Source organism: Streptomyces sp. NPDC002809 (genome assembly GCF_040295435.1).
Lineage (GTDB): Bacteria > Actinomycetota > Actinomycetes > Streptomycetales > Streptomycetaceae > Streptomyces.
Genome location: NZ_JBEOVJ010000094.1, coordinates 1 through 22,471, shown reverse-complemented (window position 1 = coordinate 22,471; position 22,471 = coordinate 1). Strand labels below are relative to the sequence as shown.

The window sequence follows — 22,471 nt, the reverse complement described above, 5'->3', positions numbered from 1 at the left end:
CCGCCGTACAAGGGCGTCGGCCATCTTCGCGTGACCCGTTGCCCGGTGACGGTCGTGAACGAGCCGGCCGTCAGCCTGTCAGCCTGTCAGCCTGTCAGTCGGTCAGCCGGTTCAGGGCCGCCGCTGTGAGGGCGGTGACTGCCGCCGGGAGGGCCGTGCGGACGGCGGGAGCGAAGTGTGCAGAGTGGTTGGGGGCGACGTCCGTGCCGCCCGATGCCGCCCACTGGGCGGGGCTCGCGACGCCCAGCATCCAGTAGACGAGGGGGACGCCGGCCTCGCCGTGGAGGTTCAGGCCCGCGTCGCCGTAGAGGGAGAAGTCCTCGGCGGCCAGGGACGGGGGCCAGGTGACGACCTGTCGCGGCCCGTACAGGTCGGTGTGGGCGGACCGGACGGCCCGGGTCGCGGCCGGGTCGCCCCGCAGGGCCGGGGAACGGGTGACCACGGTGAGTCCGGGGTCCCGGGGGCAGGCGGAGGCAGCGCACTCGGCCCTGACGATGCGGTCGACCGCGGCCAGGGCCCGGTCCAGGGCGTCATCGGTGAGGGCCCGCACGCCGATGCCGAGTTCGGCCGTGTCCGGTACGACGTTGACCGCCGTGCCTGCGTGCACTGTGCCCACAGTGAGGCTCAGCTGCTCGGACGGGGCGGTCTCGCGGGCGACGATCGTCTGGAGCCGGCCGATCACCGCTGCCGCCGTGACCACGGGGTCGACGGTGAGCTGGGGGGTCGCGGCGTGACCCCCTCGGCCGTGGACGACGACGGTCAGGGCGGCGCTCGCGGCCACGACGGGAGCGTGGGGGCCGCCGTGCGCGATCAGGCCGGCGGGCAGTGGTGCGGCGTGCTGGGCGAGGACGGCGGCGGGCCGGCCGAACCGCGCGTACAGGCCGTCCTTCAGCACGGCGCTGGCACCGGTCAGGGTCTCCTCCGCGGGCTGGCCGAGGACGACGAGAGTGCCGCTCCAGCGGGTGGCGGTGCGGGCGAGCAGATCGGCTGCTCCGATGGCGGCGGCGAGGTGGAGGTCGTGGCCGCAGGCGTGCATGGCGCCGTTGGTGCTGGCGTACGGGAGTCCCGTCCGCTCGTCCAGGGGCAGGGCGTCGAGTTCGGCGCGGAGGTAGACACGGGGGCCGTCGCCGTTGCGGAGCACTCCGACGACCCCGTGGCCTCCGACGTCGCGGGTGACGTCGAGCCCGATCGCGGCGAGCCGGTCGGCGAACAGGGCCGCGGTGCGGGTCTCCAGGCCCGAAACCTCCGGGTGGCGGTGGACGTCCAGGTAGAAGGTGAGCGCGGGGCGGATCACCTCGTCGATGGCTGCGAGCACAGGGGGCGCGTCGGGCACGTTCGGTGAAGTGGACACGATAAATGGGCTCCTGACGGTATATCGGGTGACTGCGCAGAGACGTCGCTGGCGGCGCGTGCCAGCGATGTGTGAGCGGGACGCGTGCCGAGCGGTGAGTGACGGACGGTGCAATGGGTGCGTACATCCCACCGGGTGTACGCCAGCGGGTGGCCCCCCGAAAACGGCGGGCCCGGACCGGAGGAGTCATCATGGAGAAGAACCTCAGCACCCTCGCCGACGAGATTCTCGAGCTCGAGGCCGAGACCTTCGAGATCTCCGACTACTCGGACGCCAGCGAGGTCGTGCTGGCCGGCTCCACCAGCACCAGCTCGACCTCGACCTGTAGCTCCACCACCAGCACCACCTCCTGCTCCGCCTGACCGGGCGCCGGAAGCGCTGAGCGGGCCCTGCGCCCGGCACCTGCCCCGGGGGCAGGTGCCGGGCGTATCGCTGTTCACGGGAACGGGTGCGGGACCATGCGGATCTCCGGGTCGGTCAGGTCGGTATTGCGGTGTCCTCCCCGGCGCAGAGCGGTGCGCAGACGGGGCATCAGGGGGGCGCGTCTGCGGTTCCAGCCGAAGTCGATGGGTAGGAGGCCGGGAACCAGGGTGGCGACGGTGCGCAGGCCCATGCGTTCCTGTTCCGGAGCGGTCTGGTCGACGACGATCACGTCGTGGCCCGCCCGGGTGAGTTCACCGATGACGGCCCGGACGTCGTCGCGGAGGTCGCCGGTGCGGGGGCGTCCGGTGGACTCCCAGTCCTGGTAGACCGCCTCGAAGGGGCGCACCGCCAGGGGGCGGAGGTAGCTTTCGGCGTGGCCGGCCATCCGGGGCAGGCCGTAGAGCTGGGCGTGGTCCTTGAGGTGGCGGACCCGGTCGAAGTCGTCGGCCATGGCCTCCAGTTCGTCGCGGCGCTCCTCGGTCTGACGGGCGAGGTGCGGAATGTAGGTGAGGACTTCGGAGAGGGCTCCCTCGACCGCGGCGCGCGGGTCCAGCGAGGCGGCCGCCGCGAAGGAGAGGATGCCGGGTCCGCCGTCGCGGCGTACGGCGACCGCGGTGCAGACGGGGATGGTCAGGTCGATGCGGTTGTCGAGGACATGGACGTCGTATCCCTGGAGCGCCGCGCGTTCCGCCATGGCGGGTGCGGTCCGGCCGCCGACCGTCGCGAGGTCGATCTCGGTGAGGCGGGCGTTGCCGTACCAGGCGTTGAGGAAGGCGTCCCGTTCGACGAGTTCGAGGAGGCCGCCCAGGACCGCCTCCTCCAGGCCGCCGCCGATGGCACAGCCGTTGGAGCATTCGAAGACGAAGTTGTCGGCGGCCAGCCCGGCGCTGTAGTGGACGAGTCGGGACGGGACGAGAACGGGCCGCTCGTCGCGCAGGGACCAGCCCCACTCCCACGGAATGGGGCGGTCCGGGTCGAAGGGGTCGACGAGGGGGTCGTCGCGGTAGGTGAGGGGATCGTAGAGCCCGCACTCGGCGGGGTCTACGGCGTTCTCGCGCAGGTCATTCCATGAGCCGGTGACCGGAGTGATCCGGCGGCGGCGGTGCGTTCCCGCGTAGCGTTCCAGACCTTCCAGGAAGGCGAGCGTGCGGCTGGTGGAGAAGGCGTTCTCCTGACCGCTCCAGGTCACGTCGTTGAGTCCGGCGTAGCCCCGTACGAAGGCGCTTCCCGCGACGGGAGCGGTCGTCGGCGAGGTGACGTCGGTCCAGGTTCCGCCACCGAGCGCCCCGCAGACCGGGTTGGCCAGCGCCTCCTCAGGCAGGGGGTACGAGGATGCGGGGCGCAGCCGGTAGCCGTCCGGGTCGGGCTTGAGCCGGGGTGCGAGAGCGAGAGGCCGGGGCGTGGCGGGTACGGGAGACGGGGCGCAGCCGGGGCAGAGCGGGTCGGCGAGGAGGGGATACGTCCGTATCCGCAGGCTCGTCAGGTCGAGCCGGGTGACCTGGGGGAGGGCACGGTCGGCGGGGAGGCCGGCGGGGGGCTCGGCGCCCGGGCCGTCCAGAAGGGCGCGACAGAGCGCGGCGGCGGAGTCGTAGCTGTGGTCGGTGAGAAGGGGCCAGGCGCCGGTGGGGCGGGGGCCGTCGGGGCCGCCGGTCTCCAGCGCGTCACGTTCGCTGCGGCTGCGCAGACGTTGCCAGCGCATCGCCAGGCACCGCCCGCAGGCGGGGGATGTGCCGTCGCCGCCCCAGGGGCCGATCAGGACCGCGGAGGCGGTGAGGTGGACGCGGGCGGCGGGGCGGTCGGCCGACCAGGGGTCCGAAGCGCCGCGGTCACCGGGGGCGGCGTCGGTGGCGCCGACCGGGACCACGGCGATGTCGTGGCCCAGGCGGCCGGTGAGCGCGGTGTGGAGTGCGGACCGGGCCAGGTCCATGGGCGCCGACGTGTTCGGCCGTGTGTTCATGACGACCTCGTCCAGCGGAAGGTCTTGACGGCGAACGTGCCGAAGACCAGCGCGAAGACGGCGAGTCCGCCGCAGCCCACCCAGACGTCCGACAGTTCGCCGCGTCCGGCGAGTGCGTAGGACACGGAGTCGTTGAGGTAGCGCAGTGGCATGACCAGGGAGACCTTCTGCATCCAGGACGGCATCGAGTCCAGGGGGAAGAAGGAGCCGGAGAGGAAAGCCATCGGCAGCATCAGGAAGTTGGCGACGGCCGCGACGGACTCGGGGGTGTTGGCGAAGGATCCGATGATCACGCCCAGCAGCAGGAAGGTGGTGATGCCCAGGATCAGTACCGGGATCAGGAGGGGCCACCCGGAGGCCGGTTCGAGGCCGAACACCGGGAGCATGGCGACGCCGACGAACAGCAGCGACTGCACGGTGCCGACGGCGAGGGCGATGACATAGCGGGAGCCGATGACGGCGGAGAGCGGGGACGGGGACATCCGGATGAGGCGCAGGATGTCGTCGTTGCGCCACTGCATCAGGGTGAACGAGATACCGAACACGGCGGCGTTCGCGACGCCCCAGGAAAGCACTCCGGCGGCGGTGTAGGAGAGGTAGGACAGGCCGCTCTCCTCAACTGCCTGGCCGCGGAAGACGAGGCCGAAGACGACGAGGAAGATGAGGGGGAAGGCGAACGTGAAGAAGAGGGTGGTCCTGTCGCGGACCTGGGCACGGTAGCCCGCCGCGGTCAGCGCGGTGTAGGCGCTCATGACTGGTGCTCCGTGGTGTCGGCGTTCCGGCGGGGGGTCTGCTGGGTGAGCCGGGCGGTGAGGTCGAGGTAGACGTCCTCCAGATCGGCGGTGCGCGTCTGGATGCCGTCGAGTCCGGTGAGTCTGTCGACGGCGCTGAGGACCCGGCCCGCCGTGCGGGTCTCCAGGACGAGCGAGCCGCCCTGGACGGTGACCCGGTCGACCCCGGGAATGTCCGCCGCCTCCTCCTCGTCGAGGCGGCCCAGCGGCAGCATCAGCCGGGTGGGGGCCTCGAAGGCGGCGACGAGGTTGTGCGGGGAGTCGGTGACGGCGATGCGGCCGTTCACCAGGATCGCGACCCGGTCGCAGAGCGCTTCGGCCTCGTCGAGGTGGTGGGTGGTGTGCACGATGGTGCGGCCTTGCGCCTTGAGGGCCCGCAGCACTTCCCACAGCGCGCGGCGGGCCTGCGGGTCGAGGGCGGCGGTCGGCTCGTCGAGGAAGATCAGCTCGGGACCGTGGACGAGGGCGGAGGCGATGGCGAGGCGCTGGCGCTGTCCGCCGGACAGGTTCTCCACCTGCACGTCCCGCTGTTCGGTGAGCCCCACGGATTCCAGAGTGGTGTCGACGGCGGCGCGCGGGGCGCCGTAGAGGGCGGCCACGGTACGCAGGTGTTCGTGGGCGCTCTGCCGTACGAAGAACGCGGAGGACTGCGTCTGTACGCCGATCCGGGGCAGCAGGGCGGTGTTGCGGGGACGGGGGGACTCGCCGAAGAGGGTGACCGTGCCGCTGTCGGCCTGGCGCAGCCCTTCCATGATCTCCACCAGCGTGGACTTGCCGGCACCGTTGGGGCCCATCAGACCGAAGAACTCGCCGCGGTGGATCTCCAGCGACACGTCGTCGACGGCCTGCCGGTCCCCGTACCGCTTGGAGACGTGGTCGACGCGGACGGCGGGGGGTGTGGGTGGCATCGCCTGTACCTCACTCATGTGGTGCGGGGGTCCTTCCGGTCGGGTGGGTCGGTCGCGCGGTGGGTCACCTCGTCAGCAGCAGGAACGCCACGGTGCATGTGCCACCTGCGGCGAGGAGGACCAGCAGGGCGAAGCCGGCGGCGTACGCCGTGTAGATGCGCCGGGCCCGGAGGGGGTACGCGGAACGGGCTTCTCCCCTGCTCCGGCGCAGCACCAGGTAGGCGCGGGTCTCCGGGGCCAGCCGGGTGGTGCCGAGGACGTGGCCGAGCATGCGGTACCCGTCGAGCGGGGGCAGCGGTACGAGGTTGCTGAGCCCCTGGACGCTGCCGAGGAACAGCAGCCCGGCGAGGAGCGGCCGGGCGGTGTCGGTGTCGGGGAGGAGGAACCACCAGAGGGCGAACGGCAGCAGGAGCACCATGTTGAGGTGAGCGCCCGCTCCGGCGATCACGAGTCTGGCGCGCAGGCCGGGGATGAAGAGGTAGTTGCCGACCGTGCAGTGGAGCATCACCGCCGGGAACCGCCAGCGCAGCCCGATCTCGGTGACCTGGCCGCCGTAGTGCTGCGCGGCGATCCCGTGGGCGAGTTCGTGCAGGGTGATGCTGAACCAGAGGAAGAGGGCGACGGCCGCCAGGACGGCCGGTTCCCGGATCAGCTGTCCCGTGCCGTCGATGAGTTCCCCGGTGTGCCAGGCCAGTACCGGCACCGTGATGAGGACGGCGGCCAGGAGAGGGAGCTGGACGACGGGGTGGAGCAGGGGGCGCAGGACGTGGTGCAGTCGTGCGGTGGTCCTGTCCGCGTCGGCGACCATACGGCGGGAGCCGTGCCAGAAACCGCCGGTGCGGGCAGGCGGGGGTGCGGCGGGCGGCGGGTCGGGGGCGCCTGCCAGCAGGCCGCGGGTGCCGAGGAGTCCGAGCAGCCGGATCCAGGGTTCCGCCGTGAGGCGGCGGCCGAAGTGCTCGGCGTAGGCGGGTGCGAGGTCGTCGAGGGTGCGGCTGCCGTCGAGCCGGGATATGAGGAAGTGCTCCTTGGGTCCGACCTCGAAGGTGGCGCCGCTGACGGGGTGTCTGATCAGGTGGACCGTGCGGGGCCCGCGCAGCAGGGGCGGGCTGATGAGGACACCCGGCCGCAGCGCGGGGCGATACGCGCGGGTGGCGTCTGCTTTCGGGGAGGTGGCCGCGGGCGGGGTCGTCGCTCTGTCGGGTGCGGGCGTCATGCGTCGGCCGTCCTCGTGCCGGCCGGATCGCGGAGCACCTGGCCGAGGACGAAGGAGAGGTACGCCTCGTCGCGGATCGTGACGTGCAGACGGTTGTTGGTCATATGCATGTACGGGGAGAGCAGCCGGGGCAGGACCGCCGACACCTGGGTGAGCGGCACCAGCGGTGCGGCGTCGGCCGGCTCGGTGCGTTGCTGTCCGGTGTCCTCGCGGGCGGGGCCGTCCCAGGCGGGGAAGAGGAGTTCGCCGCGGACGGTGAGCTCCTCGACACGGGCCCGCAGCTCCAGGCAGTGGGCCGCCCAGCCGCGCAGGAAGGACGGCAGCCGTCCGAGTTCACCGTCGGCGACGGCGCTGCGGATACCGGCGAAGCGGCGGCCCAGCGCGGGGGCCGTCTCGGCGTAGTTGCTCTCGTACTCCTTCGAGCCGATGAAGCCGGTTCCGGGGAAGGCCCGGTGCCAGAACTCGTAGTAGCCGCCGAGGTATTCGGTGAGGCGGTCCTCCTCGGGGAGGAAGCAGCCGGCCATGACCATCATCAGCTGGGCGGAGGTCCCGAGAAGCACGGTCCGCAGGTGGAGGTTCATGGTGCGGAAGGCGTCCATGACCAGCTCGCTGGAGTGCCGGAAGTGCCATTCGGCGAGCTCGACGCCTGCCGGGCCGCCGTACTTGGCGTGCTCGGGGGCGTAGGGCTCCAGGCTGAAGGAGTTGTTGGGCCGGAGGTTCATCCGGCCGTCATCGCCCATGTACCGGCCGCGGTCCTCACCGGGGAACTCGATGTCGAACAGGGCGTTGTAGAAGTCCTTCAGGAAGCCGGAGTCGACCTCGTACAGGGCGGGACGGGTCCGGAGGAAAGCGGTCAGCGCCTCCTCGGCGCGACGCCGCACCTCGGGGGCTGCCGCTGGGCTCGCGGGGCGCAGCCGGAGCCGTACGTGTGGGCCCTCCAGCCAGTAGTTGATGAAGAAGTGACCGGCGAGCAGGCCCTCCTGCGAGAGTTCGGCGACCAGCGGGCGGACGCAGTTGACCAGCATCGGCCGGGGACCGGCGGCGTAGAAGACGTGCAGGGCGATCCACTCGCCGGGCTCGGTGGCGGTGGGGCGGGACGTGTTCAGTTCCGGCATGTGGGGCCGTCCTCGGTACGCGGGCGGTAGGTGAAGGTCTCCACGGCCAACTCGGCGACGTGGCACCCCTCTTCGGATGTCAGGTGCAGGGAGTCCTCGGCGGGGAGCATCTCGCGCAGGACGACGCGGGCGCCCGGTTCGCGTTCCACGAGGGCATCGAAAGCGGTCAGTGACAGCGGGCTGTCGAAGTCCACGTACAGCGGCTTGGCGCCCTGAGCCCGGCCGCCTCCACTCCGGAGCGGGGTCGCGAAGACCTGGCGGGGCAGCTGGTGGGTGCGGCGCCAGCGCTGCCAGTCGAGGTACCACCGTGCCTCGTCCGTGCCGGGGCGCCGTGCGGGGAGCACGGACGTGTCGGCGGTCCAGCTGCGGCGGCCGAGGACGATGTCGCCGTGGACGACCCGTGGCCTGCGGGTGACGCCGTCGCGGGAGGGGCTTTCGGGGACGCCGCCCCAGAGATCGGTGGGGGTCATGGTGCTCGGTGAGAGGAGGAGGAGGGTGCGGGGGATCTCGGGGAGGGCGACGGGGACCAGATAGCCGAGGTAGACGGGGACGACCTCGCGGTCCAGGCGGCGGGAGCGCAGGGCGAGACGGTCGAGGGAGTCGTCGTGCTGGAGGTACAGGTCGTCCAGGTCGATCCGGTCGCTCTCGGGGACGGTCGATATCTCTCCGGGGCAGACGATCTGGTGGTCCGTCAGTTTGCCGTGCAGGTTGAGATTGCTGGTGACCGGGCCACCGGTCAGCTCCGCGAGGACGGCGCCCCCGGGCGGGAGGGAACGCAGTTCCGAGCGCAACCGCGCCGAGAGGCCGGTCGTGGTGTCGCCGTCGTAGACATGGGTGAAGCGGCTGAAGGGGAAGGCGAGTCCGCCGTACGAGCGGTTGAGGACGACCAGGGGTCTGCCGGTTCCGCTGTCCGGGGTGGGCAGGCCGACCTGGATGTGATGGCTCTGCGGGGTGAAGTCGGCTGTGAGTGCGTCGAGTTCTCCCGTGACATCGGCGAGCAGTCCGGCGGGGAGGTCGATCTCGGCGGACGATCCGTGCTTCTCCCACTGCTCACGCATTCCGGCGACGAAGCGGCGGCGTGCGCTGTCCAGGGCGCGCAGCGCGGGCTGGCCGAGCCAGTTCTCCTCGGGGACGTACTCACCGGCGGCGTCGAAAGCCTTCCGCTCGGCCGTGAAGGAGATGTACTGGTCGAAGAAGTCCTCGTGGAAGTCGTGCACCAGGCCGAGCAGGTCGTCGCAGCGCCCGCCGCGGCCGTAGCGGGCCAGGAAGAAGCCGTGCAGGGTGATGCGCTGGGGCAGGGTGATGTCGAACATCGGGAGGATGCCCTCGACCCGGCGCAGGTCCTGCCCGGTGGTGCCGGCCAGCGGTCCGGGCCCGCCGGGAAGGTCCTCGCCGGCGCTGACGTCCTCGTACACCAGGGTCTGCGGGAGCGCGGGGTTCTCGGCGCCCAGGTCCCGCTGGATGCCCAGGAGTTGGGTGCGCAGGCTGCGCAGCAGTTCGCGGCGCTCGCCGAGAGGGGCGGCCGGGTAGGCGGCCAGACAGGCGGCGGGGCCGTCCAGCGCGGCGGCGACGGTGTCCGCCCAGGGGGCGCCGAGGCCGCGCAGCGCCTTCTGGAAGGAGCCCAGCGGGTCGGGGCTGTGCACATCGGTGCGGAGACCGGGCACCTGGACCATGCCGAGCTGGACCAGGGCTGCCGCGTACCGTTCGCATTCGTCCTGTCCGGCGTCCTGTCCGCTCCGCAACATGTCCACGAGGTCGCGGTGGCGCAGCCCGTCGTGGGCGGAGAAGAAGGCCAGCAGGCGGTCCAGGGTGTCGGTGCCCCGGAGGTAGAACAGCCGGTCGCGTACCGCGTCGAAGGTGACTGCCGCACTGTCGTCGCCGGTGGTCACCCACTGGCGGACGTAGCGAATCCGGTCCTCGTCGCGGCCCCAGCCCGGGGAGAGTACGACGGGGAGGTCCTGGCGGCGTACGGGGTCGGCGAGGATCAGGTCCGCCAGCCGTCCGAGCGCGACGACGTTGAGCCGTACATGGCTGGTCCAGCTCTCCCCGACGCGCAGGGGGCCGGGACCGGGGTCCGGGTCCTGGGCGTCGAAGATGCCGGTGGCGACGGCGGTGAGGGTGCTGAAGGGGCTGGTCTTGCACGCTGTGCGGTAGAGGTAGGTGAGCGCGGACCGTTCGATCTTCCGCATCCTCTTGCCGGGTTCGGCGCTCGTGTCGTGGAGATAGCCGTCGAGTCTGCTGTCCAGGGTGGGGGAGGCCAGAAGCAGTCCCAGCCGGAGCCGCTCGCGGGACAGGGCCTCGCGCAGCTCACCCCGTGCCGTACGAAGCTCGCCGGAGAGCAACTCGGCTCCCTGGGACAGCAGGTCCTCGTAACGGGCACGGTCGGCCAGCCAGGCGGCGACGCGGCGGCCGGTCTCCCCGTCGAGTCCGGTCACCAGGCGGACGGCCGGTTCGGAAGCGGCGGGCAGACGATTGTTGAAGATCTGGCGGCGGAGGGCGAGGAGAGCCCGGCGGGAGTCGCTGCCTGCCGCGTCGGCCCGGCCGAGCAGACCGTGCAGCCGGTCGCTGAGGGCGCTGCCGTCCTCGGTCAGGTGCTCCTCCCGGTCCAGGAGTTCATCGGCCCATTCGCTGGTGCGGGCGCAGCGCAGGCCGTGGACGGTCCGCAGGGGCAGGCCGGCCGCGCGGAGCAGGAAGCGCCGGCCGGGTTCCCACACGGCGGGACGCTGTGGGGTGGTGCGGGAGGTCATCGGTGTCATCACAGGTTCCCGTCAGGCGATCTCGTGGCGGAAGTCGGCGGGGCGGGGGCGTTCGTTTCCGAGCGGCATGATCAGCAGGGGTGCCTCGTCGCTGTCGCCCAGGCCGAGCTTCTCGATGTACGCGATGTTGTCGAAGCCCAGGGCGACGCCCGCTCCGAGTCCGAGCGTGGCGGCGGCCACGTAGAAGGTCTGGGCCACGGCACCGGCCGTTCCGACGGCCAGTCGGTAGCCCCGGTCCCCGACCGCGTCGAGCACGGCGTCGGTGCGCACGGTCGGGACCAGGACGGCGCCCGCCTGCTCCAGGTTGTAGTTGGCCAGGAAGTAGGTGTCCTGGAGGAACGCCCCCTGCGGGCCCGCCTCGACGAGGCACAGCTCGCCCGTTTCCGGATCGTAGGCGTAGGCCCCCGGCTCGACGGACTCGACGTGGTTGACGAAGGCGTAGAGGCGGGTCTGCTGTACGGCGCCGTCCGGGTCCGCGTCGCTGGGCAGCGAAGACCCGGCGCAGGCCGCGAGAACGGCGGACAGCTGGGCGGGGGTGACGGGGCGGGCGGCGTCGAAGCGGCCGAAGCTGCTGCGGCGGGTGCGCAGGGCCCGGCGTACGGGCATGCCGGGGAAGGCGGGAGCCGGCAGGGCCGTCCGCGTGCCGCCCGAGGGGGCGGGCCGCGCGGCTGCCGGGGCCAGGGCGCCGGGGGCGGGACGGACGGCGGCGTCCGAAGTGGTCGCGGCGTGCATCGCGAGAACGGTGGGGAACTCCAGCACGGTGCGGGAGCGTTCGCTGTCCCGGTGCCGGACGGCGGGGTCGGGGCTGCCGGGCGCGTACACCGTACGGGGGCCGGCAGGTGTGTCCCAGCGGAGCGGGACGACGGCGAAGACGCCCTCCTCCTCTCCCGCCGTGCCGAGCAGGCCGTTCAGCCGGGGCTCGTCGAACCACAGGACCGGGGTGGTGCGAAGGCCCCGCGCACCGGCCCAGATCCGCCAGGTCTGCACGAGGGTGCCGACGTCGGTGGAGACCACGTGGTACGAGAAACTGTTGTACTTGAACGAGTTCTGCCAGTACTTGACGCCGAGGATCAGATACTGGTCGGTCTCCAGCGCCTCCGGGGGCGCGTCGGGGCCGAGCGCCTCGCGGACCCGGGCGGAGACGTCGCCGGTCAGCACGCGCTGCACGGAGTGCCGGTGGACGTCGTAGTGGTGGATGCCGGGGGTCAGTGGGCCGGCCGGGCCGGACGCCCAGTAGATGCTGACCGGGTAGAGGCCGCCGCCGCCCGCGGTGCCTCTCGACCAGTTGGCGTGGGTGTAGAAGGGCAGACCGGACAGATCGCTGTTGGCCTGGATGCCGAGGCGGCGGCCGGTCAGTCCGTAGGAGTCCTTGAGCATCGCGGACAACAGGGGCAGCGTGAACCCGTCCGGGTCATCGCGCGTGCGGCCGTGCTGTGCCGGAAGCAGTCCGCGGGCAGCCCGGGCCTCGGGGACGGGGTCGCCGTCGGGCAGGGCGTAGGAATCCGCTCCCGGGTAGAACTTCCCCTTGCGCGGCCCGTCGGGCCAGTCGGGGACGAAGTCGACGGGCTCCATCGGGATGCGGCCGCGGTGCAGGACGGCGTCGGCGTACTCATGGGCGAACCCCATGGGGTCGGCCCCCTCTCGGATCGGCGGACGTTGCTGACATACCGTCATGGAAATGGGTGCGGTGCCGGGTTGAGGCTCGCGGAGCCGAGTGTGGCCAGCATCCTCGGCATGTGGCGGGCGCGCTGGCGGGACCAGCCGAAGTCGATCGGGACGAGACCGGGTACCAGGACCTTGGCGGTGTGCAGGCCGAGGGCATGCTGCTCGGGCAGGGTCTGGTCGACGACGACCACGTCGAATCCGGCGGCCGTGACGGCATCGACGGCACGCTGCAGGTCCTCCCGGAGGTCGGGGGCGGCGCCGGCCCCGTGGGTGCCGGGCCACGCCAGGTCGGACACGGCGAGGGAGGGCCTCGGATCGGGCCTGCGCAGCAGGAAGTCGGCGTGCCTGCCCATTTCTGGGATTCCGTAGGACAGCGGGTGGTCGTGGAGGGTGGTGACCCGGTCGAAGTCGGCTTCCATGGCCCGGAGCCGTGGCTCGTCGCGCAGGGTGCGGCCGACAAGGTTGACGGAGTCGGTGGCGATCTCGCAGAGGGCGGATTCCAGGGCGGACTCGGGGTCGAGCCCGGCACCCGCCCCGAAGCACATCCGCCCGGTGCCGCGGTCGAAGCGTTCGGCGCAGGCGGTGACCACGGGTACGGGGAAGCTGATCCGGGTGTCGAAGAAGCGGGCCCGGTAGCCGTACATGGCGAGTCGTTCCACCATGTGGCGGGTGCCGGGGCGGGAACTGGTCGAGGGGTCGATCTCCAGGAGCGGCACCTGTCCGTACCAGGCGAGCAGGAAGGCGTCCCGCTCGATGACCTCCATCAGGCCGTGGTAGATGGCTTCCTCCCGGCTGCCGCCGGAGGCGCAGCCGTTGGAGCTCTCCTGCACGAACCGGTTCTCCAGGCCGGGTGCGTGGTAGTAGGCGAGGATCTCGGGAACGGGCCGGGGCCGGGCGTCGCGCAGTGACCAGCCCCAGACCCAGGGGATCTCACGGTCGGGGGTGAAGGGCCGCACGTGCGGGTTCGCGGCGTGGAACTCCTCCGTGTACAGGCCCGTTTCGCGCGGGTCGACGGCATCGGGGCCGAGCGCTTCGAGTGAGGCGACGAGACCCGTGGTCCGGGCGCGGGCGCGCATTCCTGCGTACCGTTCCAGCCCTTCCAGGATCCCGATGTGCCGGCTGTGGGTGTAGGTGTCGGCGTGGCCGCCCCAGAACGTCTCGCGCAGATACTCGCCGGACCGGGTGGAGAAACAGCCGACGGTGGCGGAGGTGGTGGTGGAGGCGACGTCGCAGATGACGGACGCGCCCAGGGAACCCCAGTGCGGGTTGGCGAAGGCGTCCACGGGCAGCTGGTGGTCCTCGACGCGGCGTACCCGGAAGGCGCCCGGCCGGTACGTGGGCGCCGGTTCCAGGGTGAGCGCGGCCGACTCCGCGGTGTCCGGTCCTGCTCCGCCGCAGCCGGGACACTCCGGGTCGGGCACGAGGGGATGGCTGTGCACTGTCATGGTGTCGAGGTCCACCAGGTGCACCCGGGGGAAGGGGCCGTCCTCCGGCCCGGGATCCTTTCCGGCGAGGCCTGTCAGGAGCGCGGCCACCGCGGTGGCCGCGAACGGGGTGGCGTACGGCCATGGACCCGCAGAGCGTGTGGCGGAGCGGAGTTCGAGGCCCTCCCGCAGCGGCACGGAGCGCACCCCCTGCCAGCGGCGCGCCAGACACGTTCCGCACCCGGCGGGCCTGTCCCCGGCGGGCCACGGGCCGACCATGATCTGGCGGCCGTACAGGTGCACGGGTATGCCGGTCCCGGACGGCGGCGCGGCGGTGTACGCGTCGTGGACCCCGAGCGGAGTGACCGTCGGAACGGAATGCCGGGGAAGGGTGCCGAGCTCGTCGAGCGCGTCGCGCAGGGCCTCGGTGAAACGGCGGGCGGACGCGGCCCGCGCGGCCGGCTCGGGCCCGGCGGGGGAGTCAGCCCGCATCGGCTGCCGCCCGGGTGAGCAGGACGCGGACGGTGTGGATGCCCGCGGTGGGCAGATCGGCGGCGTGCGTGGGTACGACCAGCGCGTCCCGGCCGTCGGCGGCGAGGCGATCGAGGATCCTCGTCCACGCGACAGGGTCCCCGGGGGCGGCCGGTCCCGTGGAGGTGACGGGGACAAGCGCTGCGTCCAGGTCCCGCAGCAGGGGATCTCCCGGGTCGAGGGCACCGGGAAGCGCACTGTCGGCGGTCAGTTGGACCTCGCCGAGCAGGTCCCGTACGGCGTCCACCGCCGCGTCCGCGAGACCGGGTGCGGCGCCGACCGCCCAGCGGGCGGGGGATCCGTCGGGTGCTGTCCTCGCCAGGACGACGGACGCGCCGGAATGGGACCGCTCACCGAGGTCGAGGAGTTCGATGCCGAGACCGAGATGGCCGGCGGACCTCAGCAGGAACGTCAGTTCGGGGTCGTCGCCGAGCGCCGTGTGCGCGATCACAGCCGTCTCGCCCGCCCCCCGGACCGCCCGCCGCAGGGCGTCGTGGGCGAGCGCCGAGAGCAGGCCGGCGGCTGCCGCTTCCGGAAGGTCCGCTCCGGCCCCGGCACCTGCCCGGGTGGGTTCGAAGCGGCGGTCGGCGTTGTGGGTGCCGAAGGGGCGGACGGCACCGGCGGGCACCCTGACGCGTTCCTTGGTGACCAGCGAGGTGGCTGCCGTCCAGACGGTGGCCGTACCGGAGCCTCCGGTGCCGGAAGCGATTGTCAGCGTCTCCTCCTCCACGGCGGGCAGTTCGTCCGTCGTCGCCTCGACGGGCGGAGTCGGCACGACGTGCTCCGCATACACGGTCGCGGCGGCGTTCAGCGCCCGCAGCCGTGCCCCTGCGGTGTGGTGGACGTCGAAAGCGGTGACCGTTCGGGGGCTTCGGCCGCCCGAACCGCCCAGCACGACGGAGCCCACCTTCAGCGGGGTCTGGGTCAGTGGTTCGTCGGCGTACGCGGTGAAGACCCCGGCGTACGGGCGGACGAGGGCCGAGCGGCGTTCGAGCTCGGCGAGCGGGCCCTGGGCCGCGTCGTCGTCGGGGGCTGTGGCCACCGTCGGGAGGAACGCGGGACGCATCGGGGCGGAGGCCAGATCGACCGGTTCGAGGCCACCCGTCGCAACTGCGCAGAACGGGCAGCGGGGGTGGGGGAGAAGCGGCTCGGATGCGACGTCGAGGGAGGCCATGTCCTGGATGAGCAGCGTGTCGCGGGTCTCGGCCGGAAGGACCCCGGTGGCCAGGCGGAACACCTCGTAACCGAGGAGGTTGCCCAGCATGGCGGCGAGTGGGCCGGCGGGCCGGTCGCCGGGGGTGCCGGTGCCCAGGGCCAGCCCGCTCCAGAGGCCCGCGGCGGCCGCACCGGCCGCTGTGTCGGCGGCACCCATCCGCAGGGCGGCACAGGACCAGCAGGCCGTTGCCTCCGGAGTCATGGCCGGGCCGACCACCACGCTGCGTCCGAAGGTCCAGGCCGGCAGGAGCGTACGGCCCTCGGGAACTCCTTCACGCAGCAACGGCAGTACTGTCGCCGGGACGTCGGGCCCTGCGGCGGCCACGACGACGTCGTACCCCTCGTAAGTGGCCCAACCTGCCTCCGCGCCCGGGGCAGTGGCCCGCCCGGGGAGCACCGACAGGGTTACGGGGCAGTCCTGTACGGCGAGTCCGGCGGTCTCCTGATGGATGGCCGCGAACTCCTCGGGCGTGATGCCCCCGGTGCCGTCCGTGAGGGCGGCGTCGACCCCGATGGTGGCGCAGCCGTTCCGGATCAGGGACAGCACGCACCAGCGGGCTACCGGGCCGTCCCCCAGTACGGCGACCTTGGTGGCGCGGTAGCGGGCGAAAAGGGCGTCCGCCTCGTCCGTGTAGTGATCGATGTAGGCGACCTGCTGGGCGAAGCGGGCGGCGACGGCCGGGGCGGTGGCCGCGAGGGTGCCCGATGTGTCCGGAGCGGGTACGGGGCGGGCGAAGCCACGCGCGTAGAGCGCCTTCACGAGTTCGCCCACCATGGCCTTCTGCCGGTCGCCGAAGCCCTCGCAGATCTCCGCGACGGATCTGGTGCCGTCCAGATGCGGGACCAGGAGCGTGGCGAAGCGGTAACCGGACCGGGCGGTGAGCTGGAAGCCTCCGTCCGCGTTGTGGAAGATCACACCATTGGGCGTCTCGGTGAACAGGACGTCGCGGCGGACCCTCGGCCGGGTTCCGGCGGTCTCTGCGTACGGCGTTGTTGCCATGCGTGCGTCACACCTCTCGATCTGGGACGGGGCGGGGCGGAGCCGGGCGGGCACAGCGGCCGGCCGGGCTTACTGGGTGTCACCTCAGAGCGGCCGGCCGGGGTGGGTGGAGCAGTGCCTGGGGGTAGCCGGCGGTGGGGGCGCTCGCACGCCGGGCGTGCTCCCGCAGAAGTTCGTGCATGCGGAAGGAACCCGGTTGTTCCTCCTCCAACAGGCCTGCATCCAGCAGTCGTTCCAGCACCTCCTCGGCCATCTCCTCCTCGACGCCCAGTACTTCGGCCGCCCGCTCGGTGGTGAGCGGGACGCGCGCCGCCGGGCCGAGCCGGAGGTGGGCGGCGGCCAGGGCCGGGGGCAGCCGGTCCAGGGCCTTGTCCAGCGTCAGCTGTACGGACATCCGCGGGTCGTCGGCCAGCCGGAGCCGGGCAAGCGGATCGTGCCGTAGCCGGTCGGCGCAGTCCGCGAGCCGCAGCCGGGGCCGGGTGAGCAACTGGGCGGTGGCGATGCGCAGGGCGAGCGGATGGTGCCCGCAGACGTCGGCCAGCCGGAGCGCCGCCGACGGCTCCGAGGCGACCCGCTCCGTGCCGAGCACGGCGGTGAGCAGGGCCTGTGACTCGGCGGGTTCCAGGGTCCCGAGGCGGTGCACCGTGCCGCCGTGGGTGGCGACGAGCGCGGCCAGCCCCATCCGGCTGGTGACGATCGTGGCGCCGCCCGTGCGCGCGGTCAGCAACGGGCGCACCTGGTCGGGGTGGACGACGTCGTCCAGGACCAGCAGGGTGCCGGATGCGGCGGGCAGGGCATCGCGGAGCTCCTCGGCCGCCTCCCGCGCCGGGCGGGCGGTGCCGTCGGCGCGAATGAGCGGCAGCAGCAGGCAGCCGCCCGGGTAGTGGGCGGCCACCAGGTGGGCGACGTGCAGGGCGAGGGCCGTCTTGCCGATGCCGGGTGCCCCGGCGAGCACGGCGAGTCTGGTCTGAGCCTGCCCGGTGGAGACCGGCGCCGGTGTCAACAGTGCTGTCAGAGCTTCGACTTCGTCACCTCTGCCGGTGAAGCTGGGCACGGCGGGCAACGGCGCGGGCGGTGTGTCCGGCAGGCCCTCGGGCCCGCCGTCGCCGAGCGGCGTCTCGGCTTCCGCGAGCTGAACGGATGCGCCGGTGCCGGGGCCCGCGCCCAGGGTTTCGGGGGCGTCGCCGCGCAGGATCGCCAGTTCCAGGCGCTGGAGTTCGGCCCGGGGATCGACACCGAGCTCCTCACGCAGGTGCGCTTTGATCCTGTGGTACTCCGCCAGCGCCTCGGTCTGCCGCCCGGTCCGGTACAGGGCGAGCATCAGCAGCTCGGAGAACCGCTCGTGGGCGGGGTATACGCGCGTAACCTCCCATAAATCGACGAGAATGTCGCGGTGCCGGCCGCGCGCCAGCTCGATGTCACAGACCCGCTCCAGGACCCGTAGCCGCTCCTCGGCCAGCCGCGGTACCTCGTCGCGGTGCAGCAGCTCCGAGGGGACGTTGGCGAGCAGGGGGCCCTGCCAGAGGGAGAGCGCGGCCCGCAGGGTGTAGAGCTCCGGCTCCTCCCCGCCGGAGGCCGCCCGGTCGACGAGCTGACGGAAGTGGAGCAGGTCGAGGGTTTCGGCGTCGGCGTGGACGCGGTAGCCGCCGGCCACCGCGACGACGGCCTGGTCCTCGATGCCGTACTTCGCGAAGATCCTGCGCAGCCTGAGGACGCAGCTCTGCAACGCGGCCTTGGCCGTGGCCGGCTGCTCGACACCCCAGACGGCCTCGCGCAGCCGCTCGGTGGAGACGACGGATCCTGGGCGGATGAGCAGCGCGGCCAGCAGCGCGGTCGGCTTGGAGGGCGGGAGTACGACGACGTCCCGTCCGTCGGTGATGCTCAAGGGTCCGAGCAGTTGGAATCGCACATCGTCCGCCTTCCCCAGGTGCTTGCGTCACCGCGCGGTCGCGCTTGTCGACTTGTCGGCCGTGGTCCTGTTTCGGCCGTGGTCCTAGTGCCGTCCGAAGCCGTCCGGGCCGACATGGGCGTCCGGACCGACAAGACCGACAAGACCGACAAGACCGACAGGACCGGCGGGGCCGGCGCTGTTCGGCGACGAGGGGGCTGCGAGGACCGTGCGGGAGAAACGGAGGTGATGCGTCACGTGGGGAGCCCTTCCGACCACCGGTGGGGATCTTGCGCCATCACGGTGAGTTTTGTACGGGAGCGACGCGACGGTGAAGGTCGGACGGGTGGACCGATGAGGCCATGGCCCCTTCCGTCCAGCATGTGGACACCCGGAAGCCGCGCTTTTGGGGCGGCCCCCTGCCCTATGGAACGCGCTCATGTCATGATCTTTGCCATAGCTTCATCGAAGAGCCGGCGAACGGGCATCCCCGCCCTTGCCGATAGCGACAACTCTCGGACGTTTCAAGACATTTGACGAGGAGTGGCGATGCTCGGTCCCTTGGGTCTGGACGCCACGGCGGAGGCCGTCTACCGGGCCCTGCTCGATCGCCCTCACGCGACGCCGACGGAGCAGCGTCTGCACGCGGCTCTGACGGGCGATCAGTTCGAGGGCGCCCTGAAGAAACTGGCCGCCCTGGCACTGGTCCGTCCCGCCGCGGGGAGCGACGACGGGCGGCTGCACGCGGTCAGCCCCCGGCTCGGCCTGGAGATGCTGCTCGCTCGACAACGTGCTGAAATCGCCTCCAGGCAGCAGCAGTTGGAAGAGAGCCGGGCGGCGATCGCCGAACTTCTCTGCGGGCTTCCCTCCGTGCACCCGGCATCCGGCGAGCCCCTGGTGATGCGTCTGGACGGTGTGGACAACGTACGGGACTACCTGGCCCGGATCCACGAGGATGTCGCGGAGGAGATCCTGACCTTCTCGACGGGCGGTGCACAGACCGAAGAGAACATGCGCAACTCGGGCCCGCTCGACGAACAGCTGTTGTCGCGTGGCGTGCGGATGCGCACGGTCTACCTGGACAGCATCCACAACCACCGGCCGACGGTCGGCCACGTGAACTGGCTGGCCTCGATCGGTGTCGAGGTCCGCACGGCTCCCTCCCTCAGCACTCGCATGATCATCGCCGACCGACGGCTCGCCCTGGTCGCCCTCGACGACCAGGACTCCTCGCTCGGGGCGCTCGTGGTGACGGGGCCGGGTCTCATCGCCGCGCTGGAAGCCCTGTTCGAGAGTGTCTGGGACCGTGCCGAACCGCTCGGCCGCCCCGAGAAGCCGGGGGACGGACCGCTGACCCGCCAGCAGCACGAGACCCTGCGACTGCTGGCACGCGGCTACACGGACGAGGCCATAGCCAAGCGTCTCGGTGTCTCCCCCCGTACCGCCCGCCGGATCGCCACCGGCCTTCTCGGTCATCTGGATGCCCGGAGCCGCTTCCAGGCGGGCGTCCATGCCGCCCAGCTGGGCTACTTACGACCGGGTGCACGATAGCGAGGGGGCCGGTTGCCCCGCGTGTGCCCTTGCGCGGGCCGACGGTTGCCGCCACCGTGGGCGGGCGGAGGTGCTGTCGACCTGACCGGCAGATCACCGCAGCGCTGCGACGGGAGCCGGTGTGACCGCATTCTCTGTACTTCCTCATTCCCTGCACGGCGACGGCCCGCACAAGGTGATCGCCGTGCATGGCTGGTTCGCCGACCGTTCCGCCTACGACCCGGTACTGCCGGACCTCGACGGCGGCGCGTTCCAGTACGCGTTGGTGGACCTGCGGGGATACGGAGAGGCGAGAGACGCGGACGGCACCTACACCACGGCCGAGGGTGCCGCGGACGTGCTGACGCTGGCCGACCGGCTCGGCTGGGACCGCTTCTCGCTGATCGGCCACTCGATGGGCGGCTCCGTCGTCCAGCGGACGCTGGCCGCCGCGCCGCAGCGGGTACGCAGAATCGTCGGCGTGTCCCCGGTCCCCGCGTCCGGCCTGCCGCTGCCGCCCGAGCAGTGGGAGCTGTTCGCCGGGGCGGCGCGGAACCCGGACAACCGCAGGGCCATCCTCGACATCACCACGGGAGGCCGACGCCCGGCGGCCTGGCTGGACCGTATGGTGCGTCGCTCGGTCGAGTGCAGCGACGCGAAGGCGTTCCGTGCCTGGCTGGATTCCTGGGCGGGCGAGGACTTCCACGACCGGATCGACGGCTCGCCGGTGCCGGCCCTGGCGGTGGTGGGCGCTCTGGACCCGGCCCTCTCCGCGGACTTGCAACGTTCCACGTGGATGCGCTGGTTCCCGAGCGCCGAGCTCGTGGAGCTGCCGTCGTGCGGCCACTACGCGATGGACGAGGCTCCGCTCGACGTGATCCGGGCGGTGGAGGACTTCCTGCGGGCCGACGTGGAGGGCGGCGAGGTGGCGGTGTGAGCGCGCCGGACGTATTCGACCCCAGGCAGTACGGGCGTGGCATCCCGCACGATCGCTACCGCCACCTGCGCGACCACCACCCGGTCGCCTGGCAGGAAGAGCGCGAGGTGCTCGGCTGGCCGGCGGGCCCGGGCTTCTGGGCGGTCACCCGGCACGAGGACACCGTCCGCGTACTGAAGGACTCGTCCACGTACTCCTCGTACCTGGGCGCCACCCAGATCCGCGACCCTGACCCCGACGACCTGCCGTTCATCCGCCGGATGATGCTCAACCAGGACCCGCCGCACCACAGACGGCTGCGCGTGCTGGTCAGCCGCGCTTTCACCCCGAAGCGCGTGGACCGTTTCGGGGCGGTCGTGCGGGAACGGGCCCGCGCCCTGCTCACGCGTGCGGTCACCGAGGCGCGGGCAGGAGAAGGCACCTGCGACCTGGTCACCCAGGTCACCGACGACTACGCGCTGCTCAACCTGGCCGACCTCCTGGGCGTACCGGACTCGGATCGCGCGCTCCTCCTCCACTGGACGCAACGCGTGATCGGCTACCAGGACCCCGACGAGGCAGGAACGCCGACACTCGGCCCGGACGGCATGCCGGTCAACCCACGCTCCCCGGCGTCCCTGCGCGACATGTTCGAGTACGCGCACGCCTTGGCGGCCCACAAGCGCACGCACCCCGCCGACGACGTGCTGACTGCCCTCGCCACCGACCCCGACCTGACCGCTCCAGAACTGGAGATGTTCTTCTTCCTTCTGGTGGTGGCGGGCAACGACACGGTACGCAGCGCCGCCCCCGGCGGCCTGCACCTCCTGGCCGAGCACCCGGAGGCGTACGAGCGCCTGCGCAGGGGCGAGGCGGACTTCACCACGGCTGTGGACGAACTCCTCCGCCGCCACCCACCGGTCCTGTCCTTCCGCCGCACGGCCACTCAGGACACGGACCTGGCGGGCACGCGCATCCGCGGGGGCGACAAGGTGGTCGTCTTCCACGCCTCGGCCAACCACGACGAGCGCGTCTTCCCCGACCCGTTCACCCTGGACCTCTCCCGCTCCCCGAACCCGCACATCTCGTTCGGCGACGGCCCGCATGTCTGCCTGGGCGCGCACTTCGCGCGCTTGCAGCTTCGGGTGTTGTACGAGGAGGCGTGCCGCGTACTCCCGGCCGGGCCGCTCCGGCCCGCGGGGCCGCCACGCCGTCTGGTGTCGAACTTCATCAACGGGCTGAAGTCGCTGCCGGTGTGGGTGGCCGATGTGTGACGCCGGCCGTCCAGGGCCGGGTGTCTGCCGGTGGACGCGAGGACCGGCTGCTGGTCCGCGTAGACGCGTCCTCGCCTGACCACGTGCGATCAGGCCCGGGTGTTGACGCTTACCGGTGCGCTTCCGGTGCAGGGCGTCCAGCCCTCGATCGTGGCCGGATGCTACGGCAACCAGCCGCCTTGCCATCGATCCCGGCGGGCTCGACACTCGTCTTCGTGGTGGACCTGCTCTCTGCCGCGGTCCGAGGCCTTCTGCCACCCCCGGCCTTTCCGCCCGGAGCCAAGGTCGGCAAACGCCTGCCGGCCGACCGCGACACCACACCCGTACTCCCTTCATCCGCTGCCACGGACAGAGTCATGCGCCGCCAACCACACGCATCGTTGTTCGTGGTCCACCAACGACGGATATCCCGGTAGTGCTCTGACCTCATGGGTTCATCGGTTTGGGTATCTCCGGCCCTGCATCCGCTCAGGAGGCGGTTGTTGTTGCCCAGGTTCGGAACAGGGTGAGGGCC

15 protein-coding genes are annotated in these 22,471 nt (G+C 72.0%); 4 read left to right on the top strand and 11 right to left on the bottom strand.

Features of this window, described 5'->3' with window-relative positions; translation table 11 throughout:
- Positions 1–94: 94 nt before the first annotated feature.
- The gene (locus ABT025_RS34200) at positions 95–1,351 is read right to left on the bottom strand and encodes an amidohydrolase (RefSeq protein ID WP_351002551.1); all 1,257 of its coding nucleotides are present in this window, start codon (positions 1,349–1,351) and stop codon (positions 95–97) included.
- A gap of 191 nt (positions 1,352–1,542) precedes the next feature.
- Here ABT025_RS34200 and ABT025_RS34195 point away from each other — a divergent pair, with 191 nt between their 5' ends.
- Positions 1,543–1,713, top strand: a complete 171-nt coding sequence (locus tag ABT025_RS34195) for a thiazolylpeptide-type bacteriocin (protein WP_018555848.1) — start codon at positions 1,543–1,545, stop codon at positions 1,711–1,713.
- A gap of 74 nt (positions 1,714–1,787) precedes the next feature.
- Here the strand turns inward: ABT025_RS34195 and ABT025_RS34190 are convergent, their stop codons facing one another.
- From ABT025_RS34190 to ABT025_RS34145, 10 genes are all read right to left on the bottom strand, one after another.
- A complete protein-coding gene (locus ABT025_RS34190) occupies positions 1,788–3,731 on the bottom strand; it encodes a TOMM precursor leader peptide-binding protein (protein WP_351002550.1) in 1,944 nt (647 codons plus the stop codon).
- Positions 3,728–4,483 carry an ABC transporter permease gene (locus ABT025_RS34185; protein WP_351002549.1) on the bottom strand — a complete coding sequence of 252 codons (756 nt, stop codon included), beginning with the start codon at positions 4,481–4,483 and terminating at the stop codon, positions 3,728–3,730. The genes ABT025_RS34190 and ABT025_RS34185 overlap by 4 nt, the downstream gene beginning before the upstream one ends.
- A complete protein-coding gene (locus tag ABT025_RS34180) occupies positions 4,480–5,448 on the bottom strand; it encodes an ABC transporter ATP-binding protein (protein ID WP_351002548.1) in 969 nt (322 codons plus the stop codon). Before ABT025_RS34180 ends, ABT025_RS34185 begins: the two co-directional genes overlap by 4 nt.
- Positions 5,449–5,494: 46 nt before the next feature.
- A complete protein-coding gene (locus ABT025_RS34175) occupies positions 5,495–6,643 on the bottom strand; it encodes a metalloprotease (RefSeq protein WP_351002547.1) in 1,149 nt (382 codons plus the stop codon).
- Positions 6,640–7,758 carry a lantibiotic dehydratase C-terminal domain-containing protein gene (locus tag ABT025_RS34170; protein ID WP_351002546.1) on the bottom strand — a complete coding sequence of 373 codons (1,119 nt, stop codon included), beginning with the start codon at positions 7,756–7,758 and terminating at the stop codon, positions 6,640–6,642. The genes ABT025_RS34175 and ABT025_RS34170 overlap by 4 nt, the downstream gene beginning before the upstream one ends.
- The gene (locus ABT025_RS34165; RefSeq protein WP_351002545.1) at positions 7,746–10,514 is read right to left on the bottom strand and encodes a lantibiotic dehydratase; all 2,769 of its coding nucleotides are present in this window, start codon (positions 10,512–10,514) and stop codon (positions 7,746–7,748) included. The genes ABT025_RS34170 and ABT025_RS34165 overlap by 13 nt, the downstream gene beginning before the upstream one ends.
- 12 nt (positions 10,515–10,526) lie before the next feature.
- Positions 10,527–12,140, bottom strand: a complete 1,614-nt coding sequence (locus tag ABT025_RS34160; RefSeq protein WP_351002544.1) for a nitroreductase family protein — start codon at positions 12,138–12,140, stop codon at positions 10,527–10,529.
- Positions 12,141–12,184: 44 nt separating this feature from the next.
- Positions 12,185–14,095 carry a TOMM precursor leader peptide-binding protein gene (locus ABT025_RS34155; protein ID WP_351002543.1) on the bottom strand — a complete coding sequence of 637 codons (1,911 nt, stop codon included), beginning with the start codon at positions 14,093–14,095 and terminating at the stop codon, positions 12,185–12,187.
- Complete coding sequence (locus tag ABT025_RS34150) at positions 14,085–16,349, bottom strand: TOMM precursor leader peptide-binding protein (RefSeq protein WP_351002542.1); 2,265 nt, start codon at positions 16,347–16,349, stop codon at positions 14,085–14,087. Before ABT025_RS34150 ends, ABT025_RS34155 begins: the two co-directional genes overlap by 11 nt.
- A gap of 79 nt (positions 16,350–16,428) precedes the next feature.
- Complete coding sequence (locus ABT025_RS34145; protein WP_351002541.1) at positions 16,429–18,258, bottom strand: AfsR/SARP family transcriptional regulator; 1,830 nt, start codon at positions 18,256–18,258, stop codon at positions 16,429–16,431.
- 528 nt (positions 18,259–18,786) lie between these two features.
- On the opposite strand from ABT025_RS34145, the gene ABT025_RS34140 reads away from it, so the two are divergent.
- The 3 genes from ABT025_RS34140 to ABT025_RS34130 all read left to right on the top strand — a co-directional run bounded on the left by ABT025_RS34140 (position 18,787) and on the right by ABT025_RS34130 (position 21,957).
- The gene (locus ABT025_RS34140; RefSeq protein ID WP_351002540.1) at positions 18,787–19,788 is read left to right on the top strand and encodes a helix-turn-helix domain-containing protein; all 1,002 of its coding nucleotides are present in this window, start codon (positions 18,787–18,789) and stop codon (positions 19,786–19,788) included.
- A gap of 121 nt (positions 19,789–19,909) precedes the next feature.
- Entirely contained in the window at positions 19,910–20,704 is a 795-nt protein-coding gene (locus tag ABT025_RS34135) for an alpha/beta fold hydrolase (protein WP_351002539.1), read from the top strand.
- The gene (locus tag ABT025_RS34130; protein ID WP_351002538.1) at positions 20,701–21,957 is read left to right on the top strand and encodes a cytochrome P450; all 1,257 of its coding nucleotides are present in this window, start codon (positions 20,701–20,703) and stop codon (positions 21,955–21,957) included. Before ABT025_RS34135 ends, ABT025_RS34130 begins: the two co-directional genes overlap by 4 nt.
- Positions 21,958–22,471 lie beyond the last annotated feature (514 nt).

What these genes read in the sequence shown, in the direction of transcription:
- ABT025_RS34165 (WP_351002545.1), bottom strand. Translation starts at nt 10,514, where the DNA reads ATGACACCGATGACCTCCCGCACCACCCCACAGCGTCCCGCCGTGTGG.
- ABT025_RS34160 (WP_351002544.1), bottom strand. Translation starts at nt 12,140, where the DNA reads ATGGGGTTCGCCCATGAGTACGCCGACGCCGTCCTGCACCGCGGCCGC.
- ABT025_RS34185 (WP_351002549.1), bottom strand. Translation starts at nt 4,483, where the DNA reads ATGAGCGCCTACACCGCGCTGACCGCGGCGGGCTACCGTGCCCAGGTC.
- ABT025_RS34140 (WP_351002540.1), top strand. Translation starts at nt 18,787, where the DNA reads ATGCTCGGTCCCTTGGGTCTGGACGCCACGGCGGAGGCCGTCTACCGG.
- ABT025_RS34175 (WP_351002547.1), bottom strand. Translation starts at nt 6,643, where the DNA reads ATGACGCCCGCACCCGACAGAGCGACGACCCCGCCCGCGGCCACCTCC.
- ABT025_RS34155 (WP_351002543.1), bottom strand. Translation starts at nt 14,095, where the DNA reads ATGCGGGCTGACTCCCCCGCCGGGCCCGAGCCGGCCGCGCGGGCCGCG.
- ABT025_RS34190 (WP_351002550.1), bottom strand. Translation starts at nt 3,731, where the DNA reads ATGAACACACGGCCGAACACGTCGGCGCCCATGGACCTGGCCCGGTCC.
- ABT025_RS34150 (WP_351002542.1), bottom strand. Translation starts at nt 16,349, where the DNA reads ATGGCAACAACGCCGTACGCAGAGACCGCCGGAACCCGGCCGAGGGTC.
- ABT025_RS34195 (WP_018555848.1), top strand. Translation starts at nt 1,543, where the DNA reads ATGGAGAAGAACCTCAGCACCCTCGCCGACGAGATTCTCGAGCTCGAG.
- ABT025_RS34180 (WP_351002548.1), bottom strand. Translation starts at nt 5,448, where the DNA reads ATGAGTGAGGTACAGGCGATGCCACCCACACCCCCCGCCGTCCGCGTC.
- ABT025_RS34170 (WP_351002546.1), bottom strand. Translation starts at nt 7,758, where the DNA reads ATGCCGGAACTGAACACGTCCCGCCCCACCGCCACCGAGCCCGGCGAG.